Raw genomic sequence first — 19,254 nt, 5'->3', positions numbered from 1 at the left:
AGATGGCCAAACCCAGCGTCTTCGACAACCCATTCAGGTCCATCCATGCACCTTGATCGTAACGCCGAGATCGAGTTGAGGCTGCTTATCGAGGCTATCTACCTCAAGTACAGCTACGACTTTCGGGATTACTCCGGCGCTTCGGTCAAGCGCCGCGTGACCCATGCCCTGCGTCAGTTCGATTGCAGTACGATTTCTGCGCTTCAAGAGCGTGTGCTGCACGACCCGGCCGCTTTCATGCAGTTGCTGCAAATACTCACTATTCCGGTCAGCGAGATGTTTCGCGATCCGTCGCACTTCCTGGCGATTCGTCAGGAGGTGGTGCCGTTATTGCGCACCTATCCTTCCATCAAAGTATGGATTGCGGGATGCAGCACGGGCGAGGAGGTGTACTCCATGGCCATTTTGCTGCGTGAGGAGGGGTTGCTGGAGCGCACGATCATCTATGCCACGGACATCAACCCCAGCTCCCTGGAGAAAGCCAAGCAGGGCATCTTCTCGATGGAGAACCTGCGCGCTTACACCGAGAACTATCGCAAGTCCGGCGGGCTGCGTGATTTTACCGAGTACTACACCTCCGCCTACGATTACGCGATCTTCGACAAGACGCTGCGTGAAAACGTGACCTTTGCCGATCACAGTCTGGCCACGGATAGTGTATTCTCCGAAACTCAGTTGATTTCCTGTCGTAACGTATTGATTTACTTCAATAAAAAACTACAGGATCGCGCTTTCGGGTTGTTTCATGAATCGCTCTGTCATCGTGGATTTCTGGCGTTGGGCAGCAAGGAAACGCTGGATTTTTCTGCTTACAGAAGCGAATTCGAGACCCTCGTCAAGCCTGAGCGGATCTACCGTAAGTCATGATGACGACATTCGTTGGCACGACGACCCGAGATGTTTTGCCGGTCGTGGATGCGATTGTGGTCGGTGCGTCTGCTGGCGGGGTTGAAGCGTTGCTGAAGATTTTCGGTGGGTTGCGGCCTGGATTCTGTCTGCCGATTCTGGTGGTGCTGCATTTGCCAGATGATCGGAACAGTCAGCTGGCGCAGGTATTCCAGAGTCGCCTGGCGATTCCGGTCAAAGAGGCTGACGACAAGGAAAGCGTCAAACCCGGAACGCTGTATTTTGCGTCGTCGGGTTATCACCTGTCTGTCGAGACTGACCGCACGCTGTCGTTGAGCCAGGAAGACCGGGTGTTTTACTCAAGGCCCAGCATCGACATTTTGTTCGACTCGGCTTCTGACGCCTATGGTGAGCGCCTCGCGGGCGTACTCTTGACCGGTGCCAATAATGACGGGGCGCAAGGTTTGCTGCAGATCAAAAAGTATGGCGGTTTAACGGTAATTCAGGATCCGCAGCAGGCCCAGGCGCGTACCATGCCCGAGGCTGGCCTGGCGTTGCATTCGCCGGATTACCTTCTGTCTTTGAACGAAATTGGCCAATTGCTGGTGGAGCTGGAACGAATCGCATGCTAAATGAAATCCAGGCAAAACTGCTGATCGTCGACGATCTGCCGGAAAACCTGCTGGCTCTCGAGGCGCTGATCAAGCGCGAGGACCGCTCGGTGTTCAAGGCGCTTTCGGCTGACGAGGCGTTGTCGCTTTTGTTGCAGCATGAATTTGCGCTGGCCATTCTCGACGTGCAGATGCCCGGCATGAACGGCTTCGAGCTGGCAGAGCTGATGCGCAGCACCGAAAAGACCAAGAACATCCCCATCGTGTTTGTCAGCGCAGCAGGCCGCGAACTCAATTATGCGTTCAAGGGCTACGAAAGCGGTGCAGTGGACTTTCTGCACAAGCCGCTGGATATCCATGCGGTCAAGAGCAAGGTCAATGTGTTCGTTGATCTGTTCCGCCAGCGCAAGGCCATGAAGATGCAGGTTGAGGAGCTTGAGCGCAGTCGTCACGAGCAAGAGATGCTGCTCAAGCGCCTGCAGTCCACCCAAGGCGAGCTTGAGCACGCGATACGCATGCGTGACGACTTCATGTCGATCGTTTCTCATGAGGTGCGTACGCCGCTCAACGGCCTGATTCTGGAAACCCAGTTGCGTAGATTGCACCTGGCCAAAGGCAACACGGCAGCGTTCACACTCGACAAACTGCGCGCGATGGTCGACCGCGACGAGCGTCAGATTCAAAGCCTGATCCGGCTCATCGAAGATATGCTGGATGTGTCGCGTATCCGTACGGGCAAGCTGTCTATTCGCCCCAGTCCTTTTGACCTGTGCGAGTTGGTGACCCAGTTGCTGGAAAATTTCTCGGCCCAGATAGCCGCTGCCAACTCCAGCATCACATTGGTTGCCGACCAGCCTGTCATCGGAGTATGGGATGAATTCAGGATCGAACAGGTCGTGGCCAACCTGCTGACGAACGCACTGCGCTACGGTGCTCGCAAGCCCATCGAAGTGCGTGTGTACTGTGAAGGTGGCCAGGCGAACGTAGAGGTTCGGGATCAGGGTATCGGTATCACCGCCGAAAACCAGAAGCGCATCTTTCAGCAGTTCGAGCGCGTCTCGGCCAGCCATGCGGTTGCCGGACTTGGCCTGGGGTTGTTCATCTCCGAGCAGATCGTCATGGCTCATGGCGGCAGGATCGAAGTGGAAAGTGAAGAGGGCGTCGGGTCCGTCTTTCGAGTCTGTCTGCCACAGTGATCAGAGGCACGATGCAAAAGCTGATGGCATTACGGAATTATCGTATTTCTGTCGCAACCTCCGCTATGTGCTGTGGTCGTATTGGCAGCTATCTATAAGATCAAAGGCAGTTCAATGAGCGCTGACGCAGAAAACGTTGTACTTATCGTCGAAGACGAACCCCTGATTCTGATGCTGCTGGCCGATTATCTGTCGGGTGTGGGCTATCGCGTCCTGCAGGCAGAAAACGGTGAGCAGGCCTTCGAAATCCTTGCGACCAAGCCGCATCTTGATCTGATGATCACCGACTATCGCCTGCCTGGGGGGATTTCGGGTGTGCAGATTGCCGAGCCTGCAGTCATGCTGCGACCAGAGCTGAAAGTGATTTTTATCAGCGGTTATCCCGCAGAGATCATCGAATCGGGCAGCCCGATCGCTGCCAAAGCACCGATTCTGGCCAAGCCTTTCACCATGGAAACTCTGCAATCGCAGATCCAGGAATTGCTCGCCTGATCGCAGTACGGCAAGTGGCAGTGCGGCGCGCGATGTGCAGAATGCTGGCGGGACATACCGAGGCCTGAGCGTTATCTCAGGCCTCGATCATTTCGCGAACTTTTGAGGTCAGGTGATCAAACGCAAAGGGTTTGGTGATCATCTGCATCCCGGTATCCAGGAAGCCTGCACGCGCCGCAGCATGCTCGGCGTAGCCGGTGATGAACAACACTTTCAGGTCGGGGCGCAACTGCCTGGCAATCTCTGCCAACTGTCGTCCGTTCATGCCAGGAAGCCCGACATCGCTGATCAACAGATCGATGCGCTGGCCTGACTCCAGCACAGGCACCGCTGTCAGCGAGTCGGCTGCCTCAATGTACGTGTAACCCAGTTCGCTCAGCACCTCGCTGACCAACGCCCTCACCGCGGGATCATCTTCGACGATCAGCACCGTTTCGCCTGCGTTGGCGTAAACCGCGTTGCTCTGGAAAAGCTGCTCGTCTTCATCCTGATCGCCTTGAAAACGTGGCAGGAACAGTTGCACGGTGGTGCCTCGACCCACCTCGCTGTTGATCGCTACATGGCCATGTGACTGCTTGCTGAAACCGTAAATCATCGACAGCCCAAGTCCTGTGCCCTGGCCAATAGGCTTGGTGGTGAAGAACGGGTCGAAGGCGCGACTCATGACCGAGTCAGGCATGCCGCACCCGTTGTCGCTGATGCTCAGCACCACATAATCACCTGGCAAGAGGTTTTCATGGGCGTTGGTAAACGCTTTGTCGAGTTGCTGGTTATGGGTCTCGACGGTGAGCAGGCCACCGTCCGGCATGGCATCCCGTGCATTGAGCACCAGATTGAGCAAAGCGTTTTCCAGTTGATTGGGATCGGCTTCGGCGGTCCACAGGTCATCCGCCAGGCGCATGTCCAGCTGGATGCTCTCATTGACACTGCGCTGGATCAGTTCGCCCATGGCTGTGATCAGGTGGTTCATTTCTACCGGTTTGGAGTCCAGTGACTGACGCCGCGAAAACGCCAGCAAGCGGTGGGTGAGGGCGGCGGCGCGGTTGGCTGACGTCACGCCCAGATCAATCAGGTTATCCAGACCCTCGGTGCGTCCTCTGGCAAGTCGTCTTCTGATCAGCTCCAGGCTGCCGATGATGCCGGTCAGCATGTTGTTGAAGTCGTGGGCAATGCCACCGGTCAGTTGCCCCACCGCTTCCATTTTCTGGGACTGCCGCAGCACTTCCTCTTTGTGTTGTAGCTGCGAGGTGCGCTCTTCAACTTGCTGTTCGAGTGTCTCGTTCAGACGTCGCAGTTGGGATTCAGCCTGTTTGCGCTCGGTAATATCGGACGTTACCCCGACCAGAGAACTGACCTGGCCCTGAGTGTTGCGAATGGCGCGCGCACGCACGTCTACCCAATTGAGCGATCCGTCCGGCCAGACATTACGGTACTCGATGATGAAGTCCATGCCCGTGTCCAGGCTGCGCTGCAGGGCTGATTGCATCCGTGGGTGATCATCGGGGTATACCACTCCCAGCCAGTCGTCGTAGGAGAATGGCTCATGTTCTTCGCGACCATAATGACCTCGGGTGATCGACGAGCACGTGATCTGCAAGCGCTCCGCTTGCAGCTCCCATGAGCCAAGACGTCCGGCCTTGAGTGCATTCTGCAGGCGTTTTTCGCTTTCCAGCAGCTCTTCAAGGTGCAGCCGGGCTTCGTACTGTCGTCGTCGCCCGCGTACGGCGGTCGCCACCAGGCTGACCAGAGTGACGGGGTGGAAGGGTCTTTCCAGAAACGTGACATTTCCCAGCAGGCTGCCCAGGCGCGCCGATGGATTCTGTTCGGGGCCGCCGTGATGCGTCAGCAGTACGATGGGCAGGTCCGACCAGGCAGGCTGCTGGCCCAGCAAATTCAGCAGCGGGCTGATATCAACCGTGCGCAGTGCCTCATCGGCAATCACTGCAAGTCCGGCACCCGTCTGCAGTTCAAAAACCAATTCGTTCAGATCGCGTGCGACGACTGCCGGATAACCGGCTTCCTTGAGGATCATCAGGGCAATCTGGCTATCACGCCCTCGCGGAGCCAGGATGATCGCCCGTTCTGAAAATTGCCCAGGAGTGTTCACAATTCATCGTCCGTCAACAGCGGTTTGCTTTCGCCCAGATAGGTCGGCACCCCACGCAGAACGCCCTGGAAGGCTTCCAGCGGTGCGCCAATTTTCAAGCCTTTGCTGCCGATCCGGTACTCGCGAATCGTGGATTCGTGGGTGCCGGTTCGCTTCTTGATGATCGAAATGGCCCTGCGGACCTGGCCGAGCGCTTCGAAATAACGCAGCAGGATCACGCTGTCGGCCAGATAAGTAATGTCGACGGGGGAGCGCATGTCGCCGACCAGGCCATGCTGGGCGACGGTCATGAAGGTCGATGCGCCCTGGCGATTGAGGTAGAGCAGAAGCTCGTGCATGTGCAGCACGAGCGCCTTCTCTTCCGGCATCGATGCCTGATAGCCGTTAATGCTGTCAATGACCACGGTCTTGATCTGCTTTTTATCCACGGCGCGTCTGACACGATGAGAGAACTCGCCAGGGGACAATTCCGCCGCGTCGATCTGCTCGATTATCATGTTGCCGGTTTCCTGCAGTGCGCGCAGATCGATACCGATCTTGAGCATTCGCTCAAACAGCAGGCCCAATTCTTCATCGAAGATAAACAGCCCGACACGCTCGCCTCGCGCGACTGCCTGCGCGGCGAAAACCATTGAAATGAGCGATTTACCCGTACCCGCCGGACCGAGAATCAGCGTGCTGGATCCACCTTCGATGCCGCCGCCCAGCAGGTCGTCCAGCGCCTGAATGCCGCTGCTGAGTTGCTTGCGTGAGTAGTCTGACCGATGCTCTGCAGCTACCAGTCGCGGGAATACCTGAATACCGCCATCGGCAATGTTGAAGTCGTGAAAACCGCCCCGATACTTCTGGCCTCGATATTTGACGATCTTCAAGCGTCGGCGCTCGGCACCGTAGGACGGGGTCAGCGATTCGAGGCGGATCACGCCATGCGCAACACTGTGCACAGTCTTGTCCAGCGCCTCGGTGGTCAGATCGTCCAGCAGCACCACGGTGGCGTCGTAGCGTGCAAAGTAGTGTTTGATCGCCAGAATCTGCCGACGGTAACGCAACGAACTTTGCGCCAGCAGACGGATTTCCGAGAGGGAGTCGATGACCACCCGTGTTGGCTTGATGCGCTCGACCACTTCAAAAATCTGCCGCGTTGCCTCGCCCAGCTCCAGATCGGAGGAGTACAGCAGGCTCTGATGGTGATCGGCATTCAGCAGGTTTTCAGGCGGCGTCAGCTCGAAAATCTTGATGTTCTCATCCAGCTCCCAGCCATGAGAGCGAGCGCCATCGCGTAGCTCTCGTTCAGTCTCGGAGAGCGTGATATACAGGCACACTTCACCGACCTCTGCCCCGGCCAGCAAAAACTGTAGCGCTACCGTTGTCTTGCCGGTTCCGGGTTCTCCCTCGAGAAGGAAAACGTGACTGCGTGAAAGACCACCCGAAAGGATGTCGTCCAGACCTTCAATGCCGGTTGCCGCTTTTGACGTATTCAAGTATCGCCCTCTGATGACTGACGGAGCAGTAGTAGTGTCACCCAATACTGGACATCATGGCTTTGCAGCGGTTCACACTATTTGCTGGGCACGTGGCCCTGGAGACTTTGAAAAAGCATGGCTGAGGATCCGGCAAATGTCCTATCAGCCGCCTACGGCTGCCATGCCAGGCTTGTTATAGTCGAACGATTCAATAAAAGCCTCTCGAGGATCCCGCCATGCCTGATTACCAAACCTTGCTGGTCGAGCTGAACGATAATATTGCTCACGTGCAGATCAATCGCGCGGACAAGGTCAACGCGATGAACGAAGCGTTCTGGACCGAAATCATCGAGGTTTTCCAGTGGGTCGAGCGAGAAGATAAGGTGCGGGTCGTGGTGCTCAGCGGTGCCGGTAAGCATTTTTCGTCCGGCATCGACCTGAAAATGCTGGCATCGGTCGCCGCTCAGTTAGGCAAGGACGCAGGGCGTAATGCCAGGGTGCTCAGGCGCACAATTCTCGACATGCAGGCCTCGTTCACGGCCGTCGACAAGTGCCGAAAGCCGGTTCTGGCGGCCATTCAGGGTTATTGCCTGGGCGGCGCGATTGATCTGGTGTCGGCATGCGACATGCGTTATGCGGCCGCCGACGTGCAGTTCGCGATCCGTGAAATCGACATGGGCATGGCGGCCGACGTCGGGACCCTGCAACGCCTGCCGAAAATCATTCCCGACGGCATCATGCGTGAGCTGGCTTATACCGGCCGTACCGTCGGCGCCGAGGAGGCCTTGCGTATCGGGTTGGTCAACCAGACGTTCGAAGACACGCCTGCGTTGCTGGACGGTGTCATGGCGGTCGCTCGTCAAATCGCCGAAAAATCGCCCATCGCCATCGAGGGGACCAAGCAAATGATAGGTTATATGCGCGACCACAGCGTGGACGATGGCCTCGAGCACGTTGCTATCTGGAACGCTGCCATGTTGCAATCAGCGGACCTGAAGCTGGCAATGGTTGCGCAGATGAGCAAGCAGAAGCCGGTCTTCGACAATTGAAGCGGTAGTACGCTTGCGTTCGAACAGAGGAGTTTTTACATGACGCGCCCGGAGCGTTGGACGACCGCAGTACTGGACATCGAGGGCAGTGGCGGTTGGGCTGTGGTCCATGGCGACCAAGGGTTTCTGCTTGACGGCAACGGCGTCATGTTCCCCAGAGCCTGGCTTAAAGGGCTGGGTCTGCCGGTGCAGAGCGAGCACGGCATCGGTCACTTTGACGGCGAGGCGGTTTACCTGCTGGTGCTTGAGCGGTCGGTGGCGGTTGAGGGGTGTTCCTGGCAGGGCTTGCGGCAATTCATGCTGGAGGGCGACTTTGCAGTCTTTCAAAAGCTCGGTTACGCCGCACAGATCAGCACCTGGGCCAGAGAACACCGGTTTTGTGGGGCCTGTGGTCGTCCTACAGTGCAAGTGCCTGGCGAACGCGCCATGTACTGTGAACATGACAACCTGCGCTTCTACCCGCGCATCTCTCCGAGCATGATTGTCTTGATCACGCGAGGCGATGAAATCCTGCTGGCCCGGTCGCCGCGCTTCGTGACGGGCGTCTACAGCACGCTGGCCGGGTTTGCCGAGCCCGGCGAGTCGGCCGAGGATTGCGTGCGTCGCGAGGTGATGGAGGAAGTGCAGGTCCGCATCAAGAACCTCAAGTACATGGGCAGCCAGTGCTGGCCGTTTCCGCACTCGATGATGCTGGGCTTTCACGCCGAATACGAGAGCGGTGAAATCGTGCCGCAGGCCGATGAAATCGAGGATGCGCGCTGGTTCAGGATCGACGATCTGCCACCGTTGCCGGCCAACCGCTCTATTGCGCGCTTTCTGATCGAGGCGTATCTGGCCGAGCGATCAGGCTCCCCCGAACCAGTGCTGCCAGGCCAGACGTACGGTTAGGCCCAGCACCACGGTGATGAACACAGGGCGGATAAACTTCGCGCCGCCCTTGATCGCCGTGCCGGCACCGAAATAAGCGCCGAGCATGACGGCCAACCCCATGCACAGGCCGATCACGTAGTCCACCTGGCCCGAAAACATGAACACCGACAGCGCCACGGCGTTGCTGACGAAGTTCATGCTGCGCGCCACACCGCTGGCCTTCACCAGATCGACCGGGTAGATCAGCAGCGTGCTGACCGTCCAGAACGCCCCGGTGCCGGGGCCGGCGACACCGTCGTAAAACCCCAGACCCAAGCCTTGCGGAAGTTGCCATTTCTTCTTGATCGGCGCGTCGCTGTCAAGCGGTGCCTTGGGCGTGCCGCCAAACAGCAGATACAGGCCGCAGCCAAACACAATCACCGGCAGCATCTGGTTCAACCATTCGGCGGGCAGGTAATGGGCAATGATTGCGCCAATCGCCGCACCAACGGCTGTGCCGATAATGGCGTGAACCCACTGTTTTGGATCGAACAGCTTGCGCCGATAGAACGTAAAACTGGCCGTCGCTGAACCAAAGGTGGAACTGAGTTTGTTGGTGCCCAGCACCAGATGAGGTGGCAGGCCTGCCGTCATCAAGGCGGGTGTGGTGAGCAGTCCGCCGCCGCCAGCGATGGCGTCGATGAATCCGGCAATGAAGGCAACCACCGCCAGAATGGCCAGGGTGGTCAGGTCGACGCTGAGTTCGAAAGGCATGGAGGGCGGCTTATGGCAGAGGGGCAGAATGGCGGCGCATTCTAACCCTTTGCCGAATGTTGCAGGAAGCCTGTCAAATATCGGCGAGTGCTATCCAGCGTTGTTGCTCGGCGGCCAGGCGGATCGCGGCGGCCAGGCGTTCAATCTGCCAGGCCTCTTCGAAATCAGGGCCGCGACTGCCTTGGCCACACATCGCCATGATCAGCGCCTGAACCTCCAGTGCCTTGAGTTCGTTGTAGCCCAGTTGATGGCCGGGAGCCGGGCAAAATGCCGCGTAGCCAGGCAGTGATGGTCCGGCCAGCAGGTGCTGAAAGCCGTCTCGCCCAGGTTCGCCTGCGCGATAAAGGCGCAACTCGTTAAGACGCTCCTGATCAAAGGCCAGCGTGCCGCGAGTGCCGCTGATTTCGAAGCTCAGATGATTCTTGTAACCGTGCTTGAGCCAACTGCTGCTGAACGTGCCGCGTGCGCCGTTGGCAAAACGCAGCAGGGCATGGGTCTGGTCGTCGACGGCGATGTCACGCAGTTCGGTGCTGCCAACGCTGGCAGGGCGTCGGCGGTGCACCGTGTTGACATCGGCACACACCGCTTCCACGTCACCCAGCAGGTACCGCGCCATGGCCAGCAGGTGGCTGCCCAGATCGGCCAGGGCTCCGCCTGCGTGAGCGGCTTCGCAGCGCCACGACCAGGGCGACTGCGCATTGCCCATGAAGTCTTCGCTGAATTCACCCTGGAAGCTGACAATGTCGCCCAGTTCGCCAGCCTCGATCATTTCCCGGGCCAGGCCAATCATGGGGTTGTGCTGATAGTTGTAACCCACCTGCGTCACGACACCAGAAGCCCTGGCGCTGCGGCGCATCTGACCAGCCTGAGCCAGACTGACTGCCAGTGGTTTTTCACAATACACCGCCTTGCCAGCGGCAATCGCAGCCATGGCCATCGGGAAATGCAGATGATTGGGCGTGGTGATCGCGACGATCTGTACCTGAGGGTCGTCGATCAGTTGCTGCCAGTCGGCATGGCTGTGATCGAAACCCCAGGCCTGTGCGCAGTGCTCGGCACGTACGCTGTCGGCGTCGGCCAGCGCGGCGAGGCGAATACGTGCAGGAAGGTCGAGGGCCGCACTGGCATTGCCAAACGCCAGAGCATGCGCGCGGCCCATGAAACCGGTACCGATCAGGCCGATACCGAATTCGGGCAACGTGGAAGAGTGGGTTTCCCGCATGACAGTCTCCAGAAGGGATTGTTGTTATGCGGAAAATATATTCCAAATAAATGGTTTATGGAAAATAAAATTCATACGCCTGCGCCGTGCAGGCTCCTTCCTGACGGGGTCAGGACAAGAACCCACCGTCCACATTCAGTGCCACGCCTGTGGTGTAGCTGGAAGCCTCGCTCGCCAGATACAACACGGCCCCGGCCATTTCACTCGGTGCTGCCACGCGCTTGAGCGGGATCTGCGCGAGTGCCATGTTTAGAATCGCGTCGTTCTTGACCAGTGCCGAAGCGAATTTGGTGTCGGTCAGGCCCGGCAACAGAGCGTTGCAGCGAATGCCGAACGCGGCGCACTCCTTGGCGAATACTTTGGTCATGTTGATGACCGCCGCCTTGGTCATCGAATAGATGCCTTGAAACGCACCTGGCGAAACACCATTGATCGACGCAACGTTGATAATGCTGCCGCCGCCGTTGTCGCGCATCAACTTGCCGGCCTCCACCGACATGAAGAAGTAGCCACGAATGTTCACGTCCACGGTCTTCTGAAAGGCGCTCAGGTCGGTATCCAGAACGTTGCAGAACTGCGGGTTGGTCGCGGCGTTGTTCACCAGAATATCCAAGCGTCCGAACTGCTGCCGAATCTGTTCGAATGCGCTGCTGATCTGCTCCATCTCGCCGATGTGGCAAGCGATGGCCGTGGCCTTGCCACCCTCGGCCGTGATGGCGTCAGCCACCGCCTGACACCCGTCGATTCGGCGGCTGGACACGATCACATGGGCACCTTGCTGGGCAAGCAACCGGGCGATGGCTTCGCCAATGCCGCGGCTGGCGCCGGAGACGAAAGCAATCTTGCCGTCGAGGTCGAAAAGCTGGGTTCTGGACATGTCTTTTCCTTGTTCTGATGTCATCAAAGGCTGGATTTGGCGATTACATTCAGGCTCATTTGCTCCAGCAGCTTGTTCATGTGAATGAACTGCGCGAAGCGTTTGTCCTGGGTCTGGCCGTGGTAGAACCGGTAATAAATCTGCTGCACGATCCCCGCCAGACGAAACAGGCCGTAGGTGTAATAGAAGTCGAAGTTGTCGATCGGGATGCCCGCGCGCTCGGCGTAGTAGTCGACGAATTGCTGGCGGGTCAGCATGCCGGGTGCATGACTGGGCTGGCGACGCATCAATTGCACTGGCGCAGGGTCGTCGGCCTGAATCCAGTAGGCGAGGGTGTTGCCCAGATCCATCAGCGGATCGCCCAGGGTGGTCAGCTCCCAGTCCAGCACACCGATGATGCGCATCGGGTTATCAGGATCGAGGATGACGTTATCGAAGCGGTAATCGTTGTGTACGATGCTGGAAACCGGTGAGTCTGCAGGCATCTTGGCTAAAAGCCAGGCCTTGACCTGCGCCCAGGCAGGCGCGTCGGGGGTCATGGCTTTTTCGTAACGTTCAGTCCAGCCCAGAATCTGCCGCTGCACATAGCCCTGCGGCTTGCCCAGGTCGCCCAGCCCACACGCTTGGTAATCGACCCGATGCAGATCCACCAGCTTGTCGATGAAGCTCTTGCACAGCGCCTGAGTGTGCAGCGCATCAAGACCCAGCGCAGGCGGCAGGTCCGAGCGCAGGATGATGCCTTTGACGCGTTCCATGACGTAGAACTCGGACCCCATCACCGACTCGTCAGTGCAGTGCAGATATGCCTTGGGGCAGTAGGGAAATGCATCCTTGAGCTGATTGAGGATGCGGTACTCGCGGCCCATGTCATGGGCCGAACGCGCCTTGTGTCCAAAGGGTGGCCGACGCAGCACCAGCTCCTGACCCGGGTACTGGATCAGGTAGGTGAGGTTGGATGCGCCTCCCGGGAACTGGCTGATGACGGGCGCGCCGTGCAGGTCAGGAATGTGGGTCTTGAGGTACGGGTCGATCAGGGCGATGTCGAGTTCTTCGCCGCTACGAATGTCGGTGGACTGGTCAGTCAGCGCCATGCTTATCCCTTCTGCTTATTATGGTCAGTCCTAAACATTGACTAATCTAATGATCGAGTGACCCGCGAACAACCGTGAGTCAGCCTTATAGGCTAGCGTGTTGCTGGCCAATCAGCGGCTTTGATTACTGGCCGTCGATGAGCAGGCGAAAAAAAACCGAAGCCTGCAGGCTTCGGTTTCCTCATGGGTGTCACTCGCTGCCTGGTGCTTATACCGGGAACAGCTCGCTCAGTTTCATGGCCAGCATCATGTCACCTTCAGCGCGCAGTTTGCCGCCCATGAATGCCTGCATCCCATCGGTCTCGCCGCTGACGATGCCTTTGAGGGTCTCGCTGTCCATCACCAGGGTGACGTTGGCGTCAGGGTTCTCGCCTTCCTGCAGATCGCAGGTGCTGTCCTTGACGATCAGCGCGTAATGCTTGTCCTCGTCAGTGATATGGAAACCGAAGATCAGATCCAGGCCTGCAGCGGCGCTTGGGTTGAACTTGGCTTGCATGGTTTTGACGGCGTCGGCTGTTGAGGTCATGTCTTGATCCTTTTATGGGTTCTGATTTTGGTGAGTTCTGGCGCCCGACAAGGGCGCGATTGGCCGGGCTCAGCGGTAGGTGATGAGCTCCGGCGCCTTCAACAGTTGCAGATGAGTGTAACTGTTGAAGGAAGCCAGGGTGACTTCGCTGCCTCTGAATCCAAGCCTGTGCAGCGAAGTGTTGACGATGTGCCAACTGAGTTCGAACGCCTGCGGCGCAGGCATTCCTGTAATCAGATGCAGCAGCGCGGTGATCGTGCCGCCGGATGTAAATACGGCGATGCGCTCATCAGGCGCTGCGCTGGCGATGATTCTGTCCAGCCCGGCCTGCACACGGGCGACGAACCCCAGCCAGCTTTGCAGGCCGAGGGTATCGTGCTGACCGCTGATCCAGCGGCTGACGATCAATGAAAAAAGCCGCTGGAACTCGGCGCGTCTGTTGACCGCATCTCGCAGGATTTCCAGCGCTCCGGGCTCTTCTGTGAGCATCGCCGGGATCAAAGCACGAACGATGCCTTCAGCATCGAACTCATCGAATGCGCTGTCGATTTCCAGTTCGGGGACCGCCAGGCCGGCTTCGGCAAACTGCGCCAGCGCATTGCGTGCGGTGTCTTTCTGGCGACGCAGGTCGCCCGAGATACAACGATCAAAACCAATGCCCAGATCGGCAAGATGGGCACCCACAATCTGTGCCTGACGAACACCCACAGGTGACAGGACGTCGTAATCGTCTGCACCAAATGAGGCCTGGCCATGTCTTATCAGATAGATGCTGCCCACGTCCGTGTCGTCTCGGTACGTTGAAGGTCCGGCGAGGTTATGAGGGATGCCGGGGAGCTGTCAATGAAAAAACATACGCTCGTTTGAAATCACCGTTTTAACGGCTTGTAACCCATGCCGCTGGTGATCATCAGGGGGCCTCGGTATGCTGGCGACATCGCAGCCCTTGATTGGTAAGGGCGCAAGGCAAGTGAGGAATATCCGTGGAGTTCGTTGTCGATTACGCCAGCTTTCTGGCCAAGACAGTCACGCTGGTGGTGGCCATCGTCGTGGTGCTGATCGCCATTGCGTCCATGCGTGGCAAAGGACGTCGCAAGACCGCCGGCCAGCTGCAGGTTACCCGGCTCAACGACTTCTACAAAGGTCTGCGCGAGCGTCTGGAGCAGTCTTTGCTGGGCAAGGAGCGCCTCAAGGCACTGCGCAAGGAGCAGGCCAAAGTCCTGAAAAAAGAGAAAAAGGACAAACAACAGGCCGACGCGAAGGCCAGGGTTTATGTGCTGGATTTCGACGGTGACATCAAGGCGTCTGCCACCGAAAGCATGCGTCACGAAATCACGGCGCTGCTGACCCTGGCGACCGACAAGGATGAAGTGGTGCTGCGTCTGGAAAGCGGCGGCGGTATGGTTCACAGCTACGGCCTTGCATCTTCACAACTGGCCCGTATTCGTCAGGCGGGCATTCCGCTGACCATCTGCATCGACAAGGTGGCGGCCAGTGGCGGCTACATGATGGCGTGCATCGGCAACAAGATCATCAGCGCGCCGTTCGCCATTCTGGGTTCCATCGGGGTGGTGGCACAGTTGCCGAACGTCAATCGTCTGCTGAAGAAGCACGACATCGACTTTGAAGTGCTCACAGCAGGTGAGTACAAACGCACCCTGACCGTGTTTGGCGAAAATACAGAAAAGGGTCGCGAGAAGTTTCAGCAGGACCTGGACATCACTCACGACCTGTTCAAGAACTTCGTTGCCAGCTATCGCCCACAATTGTCCATTGATGAAGTTGCCACCGGTGAAGTCTGGCTGGGTATGGCCGCGCTGGATAAACAACTGGTCGATGAGCTCAAGACCAGCGACGAATACCTGGCTGAGCGTGCCAAGGACGCCGATGTGTTTCATCTGCACTATGCGCAGCGCAAGAGCCTGCAGGAACGCATGGGCATGGCGGCTGCGGCGTCTGCCGATGGTTTGCTGGCCAAATGGTGGGGGCGAGTCACGCAGCAGCGTTTCTGGTGAGCCACCGCCAGATGTGAAGCGTAGCGTCCTGTTCAGGACGGGACAGTACCCAACAAAAAGCCCGGACCTTCAATGAAGGTCCGGGCTTTTTGCTGTCACCGAATCAGTGCAATCAGCGGCGACGGAACAAGGGTAGAGGTTCGTCGGTAGCGGCCTGATAGGTCACCGAGAAATCCTTCAAACCTTCCAGCGCTTCGTACGGGTCCTTGTCGGCACGCACCGCAAACGCGTCGAAACCGCAGCGGCGCATGTAGAACAACTGGTCGCGCAGCACATCACCGATGGCGCGCAATTCGCCTTTGTAACCGTACCGATCACGCAGCAGACGCGCATTGGAGAAGTTGCGCCCGTCGGTGAAGGCCGGGAAGTTCAGGGCAATAACCTGGAACTGATCGACTGCATCACCGATTTCCTCAGCTTCCTCATCGCTGTCCAGCCACACACCCAGACCGCCGTCACGCGCCTTGAGTGCGTGACCATGTTCGCGCCACAGTGCAAGCGGCACGATCAGGTCGTCGCAGTTGGACAGGCTGTCGAAGGTCGTGTCCTTGGGCAGCAGGTGCCAGGTTTCGTCGATGACTTCGTTGTTCTTAATGATTCGCTGCATAGACGCGCTCCTTGAAAGGGTCAATGCCAATACGCTGATAAGTGTCGATGAAGCGCTCGTCTTCGTTGCGTTTCTCGATGTAGACGTCGATCAGCTTCTCGATCACATCCGGCATTGCGTCCTGAGCGAAGGACGGGCCAAGGATCTTGCCCAGACTCGCGTCGCGGCTGGCGCTGCCACCCAGCGAAACCTGATAGAACTCTTCGCCTTTCTTGTCCACGCCCAGAATGCCGATATGGCCGACGTGGTGGTGACCACAGGCGTTCATGCAGCCGGAAATGTTCAGGTCCAGCTCGCCGATATCGAACAGGTAATCCAGGTCGTCGAAACGACGCTGGATCGATTCTGCAATCGGGATGGACTTGGCGTTGGCCAGCGAGCAGAAGTCGCCGCCAGGGCAGCAGATGATGTCGGTCAGCAGGCCGATGTTTGGCGTGGCGAAGCCGTTTTCGCGCAGCTCGTTCCACAGCGTGAACAGCTCGCTCTGCTCCACGTCCGCCAGAATGATGTTCTGTTCGTGGGAGGTGCGCAGTTCGCCGAAGCTGTAGCGATCCGCCAGGTCGGCGACGGCGTCCAGCTGCTTGTCGGTCAAGTCACCCGGCGCAACGCCCGTCGGTTTGAGCGACAGGGTCACGGCCACATAGCCCGGCTTTTTGTGCGCGAACACGTTGCGTTGACGCCACCGGGCGAAGCCTGGGTGCTGAGCATCAAGCGCGGCGAGTTCGGCGTGCTGATCCGTCAAAGCCTTGTAGTCGGGGTCGACGAAGTGCCTGGAAACGCGTTCCACTTCAGCTTCGGTCAGGGTGGTCTTGCCGCCGCGCAAGTGAGCCATTTCTGCTTCGACTTTCTCGGCGAACACTTCAGGCGTCAGTGCCTTGACCAGAATCTTGATGCGCGCCTTGTACTTGTTGTCACGACGGCCATAGCGGTTGTAGACACGCAGGATGGCGTCGAGGTAGCTCAACAGGTCCTGCCACGGCAGGAACTCATTAATGAAGGCTCCGACGACCGGCGTACGGCCCAGGCCGCCGCCGACCAAGACACGGAAACCCAGCTCGCCGGCTGCGTTGTGCAGCGGCTCAAGGCCGATGTCGTGTACTTCAATGGCCGCACGGTCGCCGCTCGAGCCATTGATCGCAATCTTGAATTTACGCGGCAGGTAGGCGAACTCCGGGTGGAACGTGGTCCACTGACGGACGATCTCGCACCATGGACGCGGATCCACCAGCTCATCTGCGGCGACACCGGCAAACTGGTCGGTGGTCACGTTGCGCAGGCAGTTGCCGCTGGTCTGGATGGCATGCATCTGCACCGTGGCGAGTTCCGCCAGGATGTCTGGCACGTCTTCCAGTGCCGGCCAGTTGAACTGTACGTTCTGGCGGGTGCTGATGTGCGCGTAACCCTTGTCGAAGTCACGAGCAATTTTCGCCATCATGCGGGTCTGGCGCGACGTCAGTTGGCCGTAGGGCACGGCAACACGCAGCATCGGCGCGAAACGCTGAACATAGAGACCGTTTTGCAGGCGCAACGGTCGAAACTCTTCCTCGCTCAGTTCCCCGGCCAGGTAGCGTCGAGTCTGATCCCGGAACTGCTTGACGCGGTCCTCGATGATCCTCTGATCGTAATCGTCGTATACGTACATATAGGTCCTGTTCTCAGGCTTCGTAATGAAGCAGCGCCGCTGCAGGTCACGCGTATCGGGGCACTGCTTCATTCAATCAATTCTGCGCGCACGGTCGCGCACTCCTTGCGGAGCGGAGGCGAAGATAGCAGCTTGCAGATATCGATAAAAGTGATGTTTATATATATGCAAATCACTAAAAGCGATAAGCAACCCGGCGATTGAACAAGACCTTGCTTGCCGTGTGGGCAAGTCTCGACTTAACTGAGGTTTGATCACTGCCTGATGCGTGTTGCGTCAATCTTTTCATATGCAATCACCCACAAGACTTACAAGAGGCGATGCGATGAGCAAGCACCCTAAAACGACCAAGTCCAACAGTTCCGTGGATGCCTGGGCCATACTTTTCATCATCATCCTGGCCGTGGGCGCCGCCGTGTTCTGGGTTAGCGGACACTAGCGCACAGCAAAGAATTCGTTCTAGCGCTCCAGAACCCTGCGCGTGCAGCCGATAGATCAGCTATAGAGCGATCAACCCGCGGTTCAAGGTCTATATATGAAAGTGTTGGTGGTCCGTTGGCTGGTTCTGTTCAGCTGTCTGTGGACGGGTTCGGCATGGGCGGCGAGCGTGGTGTTCATCAGTCCCGCTGCTGAGAGTGAAGGGTATTGGCGCAGTTATGTGCGGGTGATGCAATCGGCGGCTCACACCACCGGCATGACATTGCAGGTTCTGTATTCTGACCGGGACACCCGAAAACTTCTGGCGATGGCGCGCGAAACGCTGCAAGGCAGTGTGCGCCCGGATTATTTGCTGTTTTCCAACGAGCTTAACGTCGCGCCGGAAATCCTGCGTCTGTCCCGAGGCAGTGGCGTGAAGTTGTTCGCCGTCAACAACACGCTGACGGCGGATCAGATCCGCATCCTCGGCGATCTTCCCACCCGCTATCCCGACTTCATCGGTAGTCTGACCGGCAATGACGAGGAGGGCGGTTATCTCACTGCCAAGCGGCTGATCAGCCTTTCACCACCTGCCGAAGAGGGTGGGGTGGTGGAGATGCTGGCTTTTTCGGGCACCAATACCACGCCTGTTTCACTGTATCGCGAGCAGGGCCTGCGTCGTGCACTTGCGGAGCATCCGGAAGTGCATTTGCGGCAGATCGTTTTGGGTGGCTGGCGCACGGATCGCGCGCTGGAGCAGGCGCGCGTGTTGCTCAATCGTTACCCGGGCATTCGCCTGATCTGGTCGGCCAACGAACAGATGGCGTTCGGCGCGATGGAGGCGCTGCGCGAGCGGGGTGGACGTCCGGGCAAGGACATTCTGTTCAGCGCCATCAATGGCACCTCGCTTTCGCTGCAAGCGCAACTGGACGGAAGCCTGAGCGTAGTTGCCACTGGTCACTTCACCCTTGGCGGTTGGGCGATCATTCTGCTGCATCGTTATGACACCGCTCAGCGACAAACACGCAAACAGGCAGGCGCCAGAACCATCGAAGTCTTGCACCTGGTCGAGCGCAAGGATGCGCAACGTTTTCTGGAGGCGACCTGGAACGAGCGTTATCGACTTGATGTTCACGCGTTCAACATCAGCGCCACGGGAGATGCCTCGCCGTTCGCCTTGAAGAGCATGCTGCCGCCGCCCGCTCACTCCGGCGCCAGATAAAGCAGTTGCACGATGCCGAGCAGAATCGCAACGGATACCACGGTGAGCCACAGGCCCGGCAACAAAAAGCGGGCAGGTTTGCTATGAGTAAAGTCATGCTCTCGACGCGGGCCAATCTGCACGCCGAGTGCCGCTGCCAGCACGCTGTGTGGTATCTGCCAAAAGGCGGTGGTCTTGTCTTGGGAAGGTGGGAATGAGTCTTCGCAGGGATTGCCCATAGCACTCGACTGAACACTACCTGTTCAGCG

At 58.2% G+C, this 19,254-nt stretch carries 19 protein-coding genes; 8 read left to right on the top strand and 11 right to left on the bottom strand.

Annotated features, from left to right (window positions below; genetic code table 11):
- The first annotated feature begins 45 nt into the window (after window positions 1-45).
- The 4 genes from H8S56_RS02380 to H8S56_RS02365 all read left to right on the top strand — a co-directional run bounded on the left by H8S56_RS02380 (window position 46) and on the right by H8S56_RS02365 (window position 3,145).
- Complete coding sequence (locus H8S56_RS02380; RefSeq protein ID WP_024684827.1) at window positions 46-867, top strand: CheR family methyltransferase; 822 nt, start codon at window positions 46-48, stop codon at window positions 865-867.
- Window positions 864-1,478 (top strand): chemotaxis protein CheB, encoded by a 615-nt coding sequence (locus H8S56_RS02375; RefSeq protein WP_187517760.1) that lies wholly within the window; start codon window positions 864-866, stop codon window positions 1,476-1,478. The genes H8S56_RS02380 and H8S56_RS02375 overlap by 4 nt, the downstream gene beginning before the upstream one ends.
- The gene (locus H8S56_RS02370; protein ID WP_187517759.1) at window positions 1,472-2,653 is read left to right on the top strand and encodes a hybrid sensor histidine kinase/response regulator; all 1,182 of its coding nucleotides are present in this window, start codon (window positions 1,472-1,474) and stop codon (window positions 2,651-2,653) included. The genes H8S56_RS02375 and H8S56_RS02370 overlap by 7 nt, the downstream gene beginning before the upstream one ends.
- 114 nt (window positions 2,654-2,767) lie before the next feature.
- Window positions 2,768-3,145, top strand: a complete 378-nt coding sequence (locus H8S56_RS02365) for a response regulator (protein WP_187517758.1) — start codon at window positions 2,768-2,770, stop codon at window positions 3,143-3,145.
- A gap of 76 nt (window positions 3,146-3,221) precedes the next feature.
- Here H8S56_RS02365 and H8S56_RS02360 read toward each other — a convergent pair whose 3' ends face one another.
- Window positions 3,222-5,252 carry a response regulator gene (locus H8S56_RS02360; protein ID WP_187517757.1) on the bottom strand — a complete coding sequence of 677 codons (2,031 nt, stop codon included), beginning with the start codon at window positions 5,250-5,252 and terminating at the stop codon, window positions 3,222-3,224.
- The gene (locus H8S56_RS02355; RefSeq protein WP_187517756.1) at window positions 5,249-6,733 is read right to left on the bottom strand and encodes an ATPase domain-containing protein; all 1,485 of its coding nucleotides are present in this window, start codon (window positions 6,731-6,733) and stop codon (window positions 5,249-5,251) included. Before H8S56_RS02355 ends, H8S56_RS02360 begins: the two co-directional genes overlap by 4 nt.
- 218 nt (window positions 6,734-6,951) lie before the next feature.
- Between H8S56_RS02355 and H8S56_RS02350 the strand changes: the two genes are divergently transcribed.
- A complete protein-coding gene (locus H8S56_RS02350; protein ID WP_187517755.1) occupies window positions 6,952-7,764 on the top strand; it encodes a crotonase/enoyl-CoA hydratase family protein in 813 nt (270 codons plus the stop codon).
- Window positions 7,765-7,803: 39 nt separating this feature from the next.
- On the top strand, window positions 7,804-8,652 hold the full coding sequence (gene nudC, locus H8S56_RS02345) for an NAD(+) diphosphatase (protein ID WP_187517754.1): 849 nt from the start codon (window positions 7,804-7,806) through the stop codon (window positions 8,650-8,652).
- Here the strand turns inward: nudC and H8S56_RS02340 are convergent.
- From H8S56_RS02340 to H8S56_RS02315, 6 genes are all read right to left on the bottom strand, one after another.
- Window positions 8,608-9,387 carry a TSUP family transporter gene (locus H8S56_RS02340; protein ID WP_024684835.1) on the bottom strand — a complete coding sequence of 260 codons (780 nt, stop codon included), beginning with the start codon at window positions 9,385-9,387 and terminating at the stop codon, window positions 8,608-8,610. The two genes, nudC and H8S56_RS02340, sit on opposite strands and share 45 nt — an antisense overlap.
- 73 nt (window positions 9,388-9,460) lie before the next feature.
- Window positions 9,461-10,609, bottom strand: coding sequence for a Gfo/Idh/MocA family protein (locus H8S56_RS02335; RefSeq protein WP_187517753.1), 1,149 nt, complete (start codon window positions 10,607-10,609; stop codon window positions 9,461-9,463).
- 109 nt (window positions 10,610-10,718) lie between these two features.
- Window positions 10,719-11,486 carry an SDR family oxidoreductase gene (locus tag H8S56_RS02330; protein WP_024684837.1) on the bottom strand — a complete coding sequence of 256 codons (768 nt, stop codon included), beginning with the start codon at window positions 11,484-11,486 and terminating at the stop codon, window positions 10,719-10,721.
- Window positions 11,487-11,509: 23 nt separating this feature from the next.
- Entirely contained in the window at window positions 11,510-12,577 is a 1,068-nt protein-coding gene (locus tag H8S56_RS02325; RefSeq protein WP_024684838.1) for a phosphotransferase family protein, read from the bottom strand.
- Between the two features lie 208 nt (window positions 12,578-12,785).
- Entirely contained in the window at window positions 12,786-13,103 is a 318-nt protein-coding gene (locus H8S56_RS02320; protein WP_024684839.1) for an SCP2 sterol-binding domain-containing protein, read from the bottom strand.
- A gap of 69 nt (window positions 13,104-13,172) precedes the next feature.
- Window positions 13,173-13,883 carry a histidine phosphatase family protein gene (locus H8S56_RS02315; protein ID WP_187517752.1) on the bottom strand — a complete coding sequence of 237 codons (711 nt, stop codon included), beginning with the start codon at window positions 13,881-13,883 and terminating at the stop codon, window positions 13,173-13,175.
- A 203-nt stretch (window positions 13,884-14,086) separates the two neighbouring features.
- Between H8S56_RS02315 and sohB the strand changes: the two genes are divergently transcribed.
- On the top strand, window positions 14,087-15,118 hold the full coding sequence (gene sohB / locus H8S56_RS02310; RefSeq protein ID WP_187517751.1) for a protease SohB: 1,032 nt from the start codon (window positions 14,087-14,089) through the stop codon (window positions 15,116-15,118).
- A gap of 112 nt (window positions 15,119-15,230) precedes the next feature.
- On the opposite strand, the gene H8S56_RS02305 is transcribed toward sohB, so the two are convergent.
- Entirely contained in the window at window positions 15,231-15,725 is a 495-nt protein-coding gene (locus tag H8S56_RS02305; protein WP_024684842.1) for a DUF934 domain-containing protein, read from the bottom strand.
- Window positions 15,709-17,367, bottom strand: coding sequence for a nitrite/sulfite reductase (locus tag H8S56_RS02300; RefSeq protein ID WP_024684843.1), 1,659 nt, complete (start codon window positions 17,365-17,367; stop codon window positions 15,709-15,711). Before H8S56_RS02300 ends, H8S56_RS02305 begins: the two co-directional genes overlap by 17 nt.
- Window positions 17,368-17,902: 535 nt before the next feature.
- Between H8S56_RS02300 and H8S56_RS02295 the strand changes: the two genes are divergently transcribed.
- Window positions 17,903-19,006 (top strand): ABC transporter substrate-binding protein, encoded by a 1,104-nt coding sequence (locus H8S56_RS02295; protein ID WP_187517750.1) that lies wholly within the window; start codon window positions 17,903-17,905, stop codon window positions 19,004-19,006.
- On the opposite strand, the gene H8S56_RS02290 is transcribed toward H8S56_RS02295, so the two are convergent.
- Window positions 18,988-19,224 (bottom strand): DUF2970 domain-containing protein, encoded by a 237-nt coding sequence (locus H8S56_RS02290; protein WP_187517749.1) that lies wholly within the window; start codon window positions 19,222-19,224, stop codon window positions 18,988-18,990. The genes H8S56_RS02295 and H8S56_RS02290 overlap by 19 nt on opposite strands.
- Between the last annotated feature and the right edge of the window lie 30 nt (window positions 19,225-19,254).

The organism is Pseudomonas triticifolii (assembly GCF_014358015.1).
In the GTDB taxonomy this organism is placed as follows: domain Bacteria; phylum Pseudomonadota; class Gammaproteobacteria; order Pseudomonadales; family Pseudomonadaceae; genus Aquipseudomonas; species Aquipseudomonas triticifolii.
The sequence above is the reverse complement of the archived record's forward strand: the minus strand, read 5'-3'. Positions and strand labels throughout refer to the sequence as shown.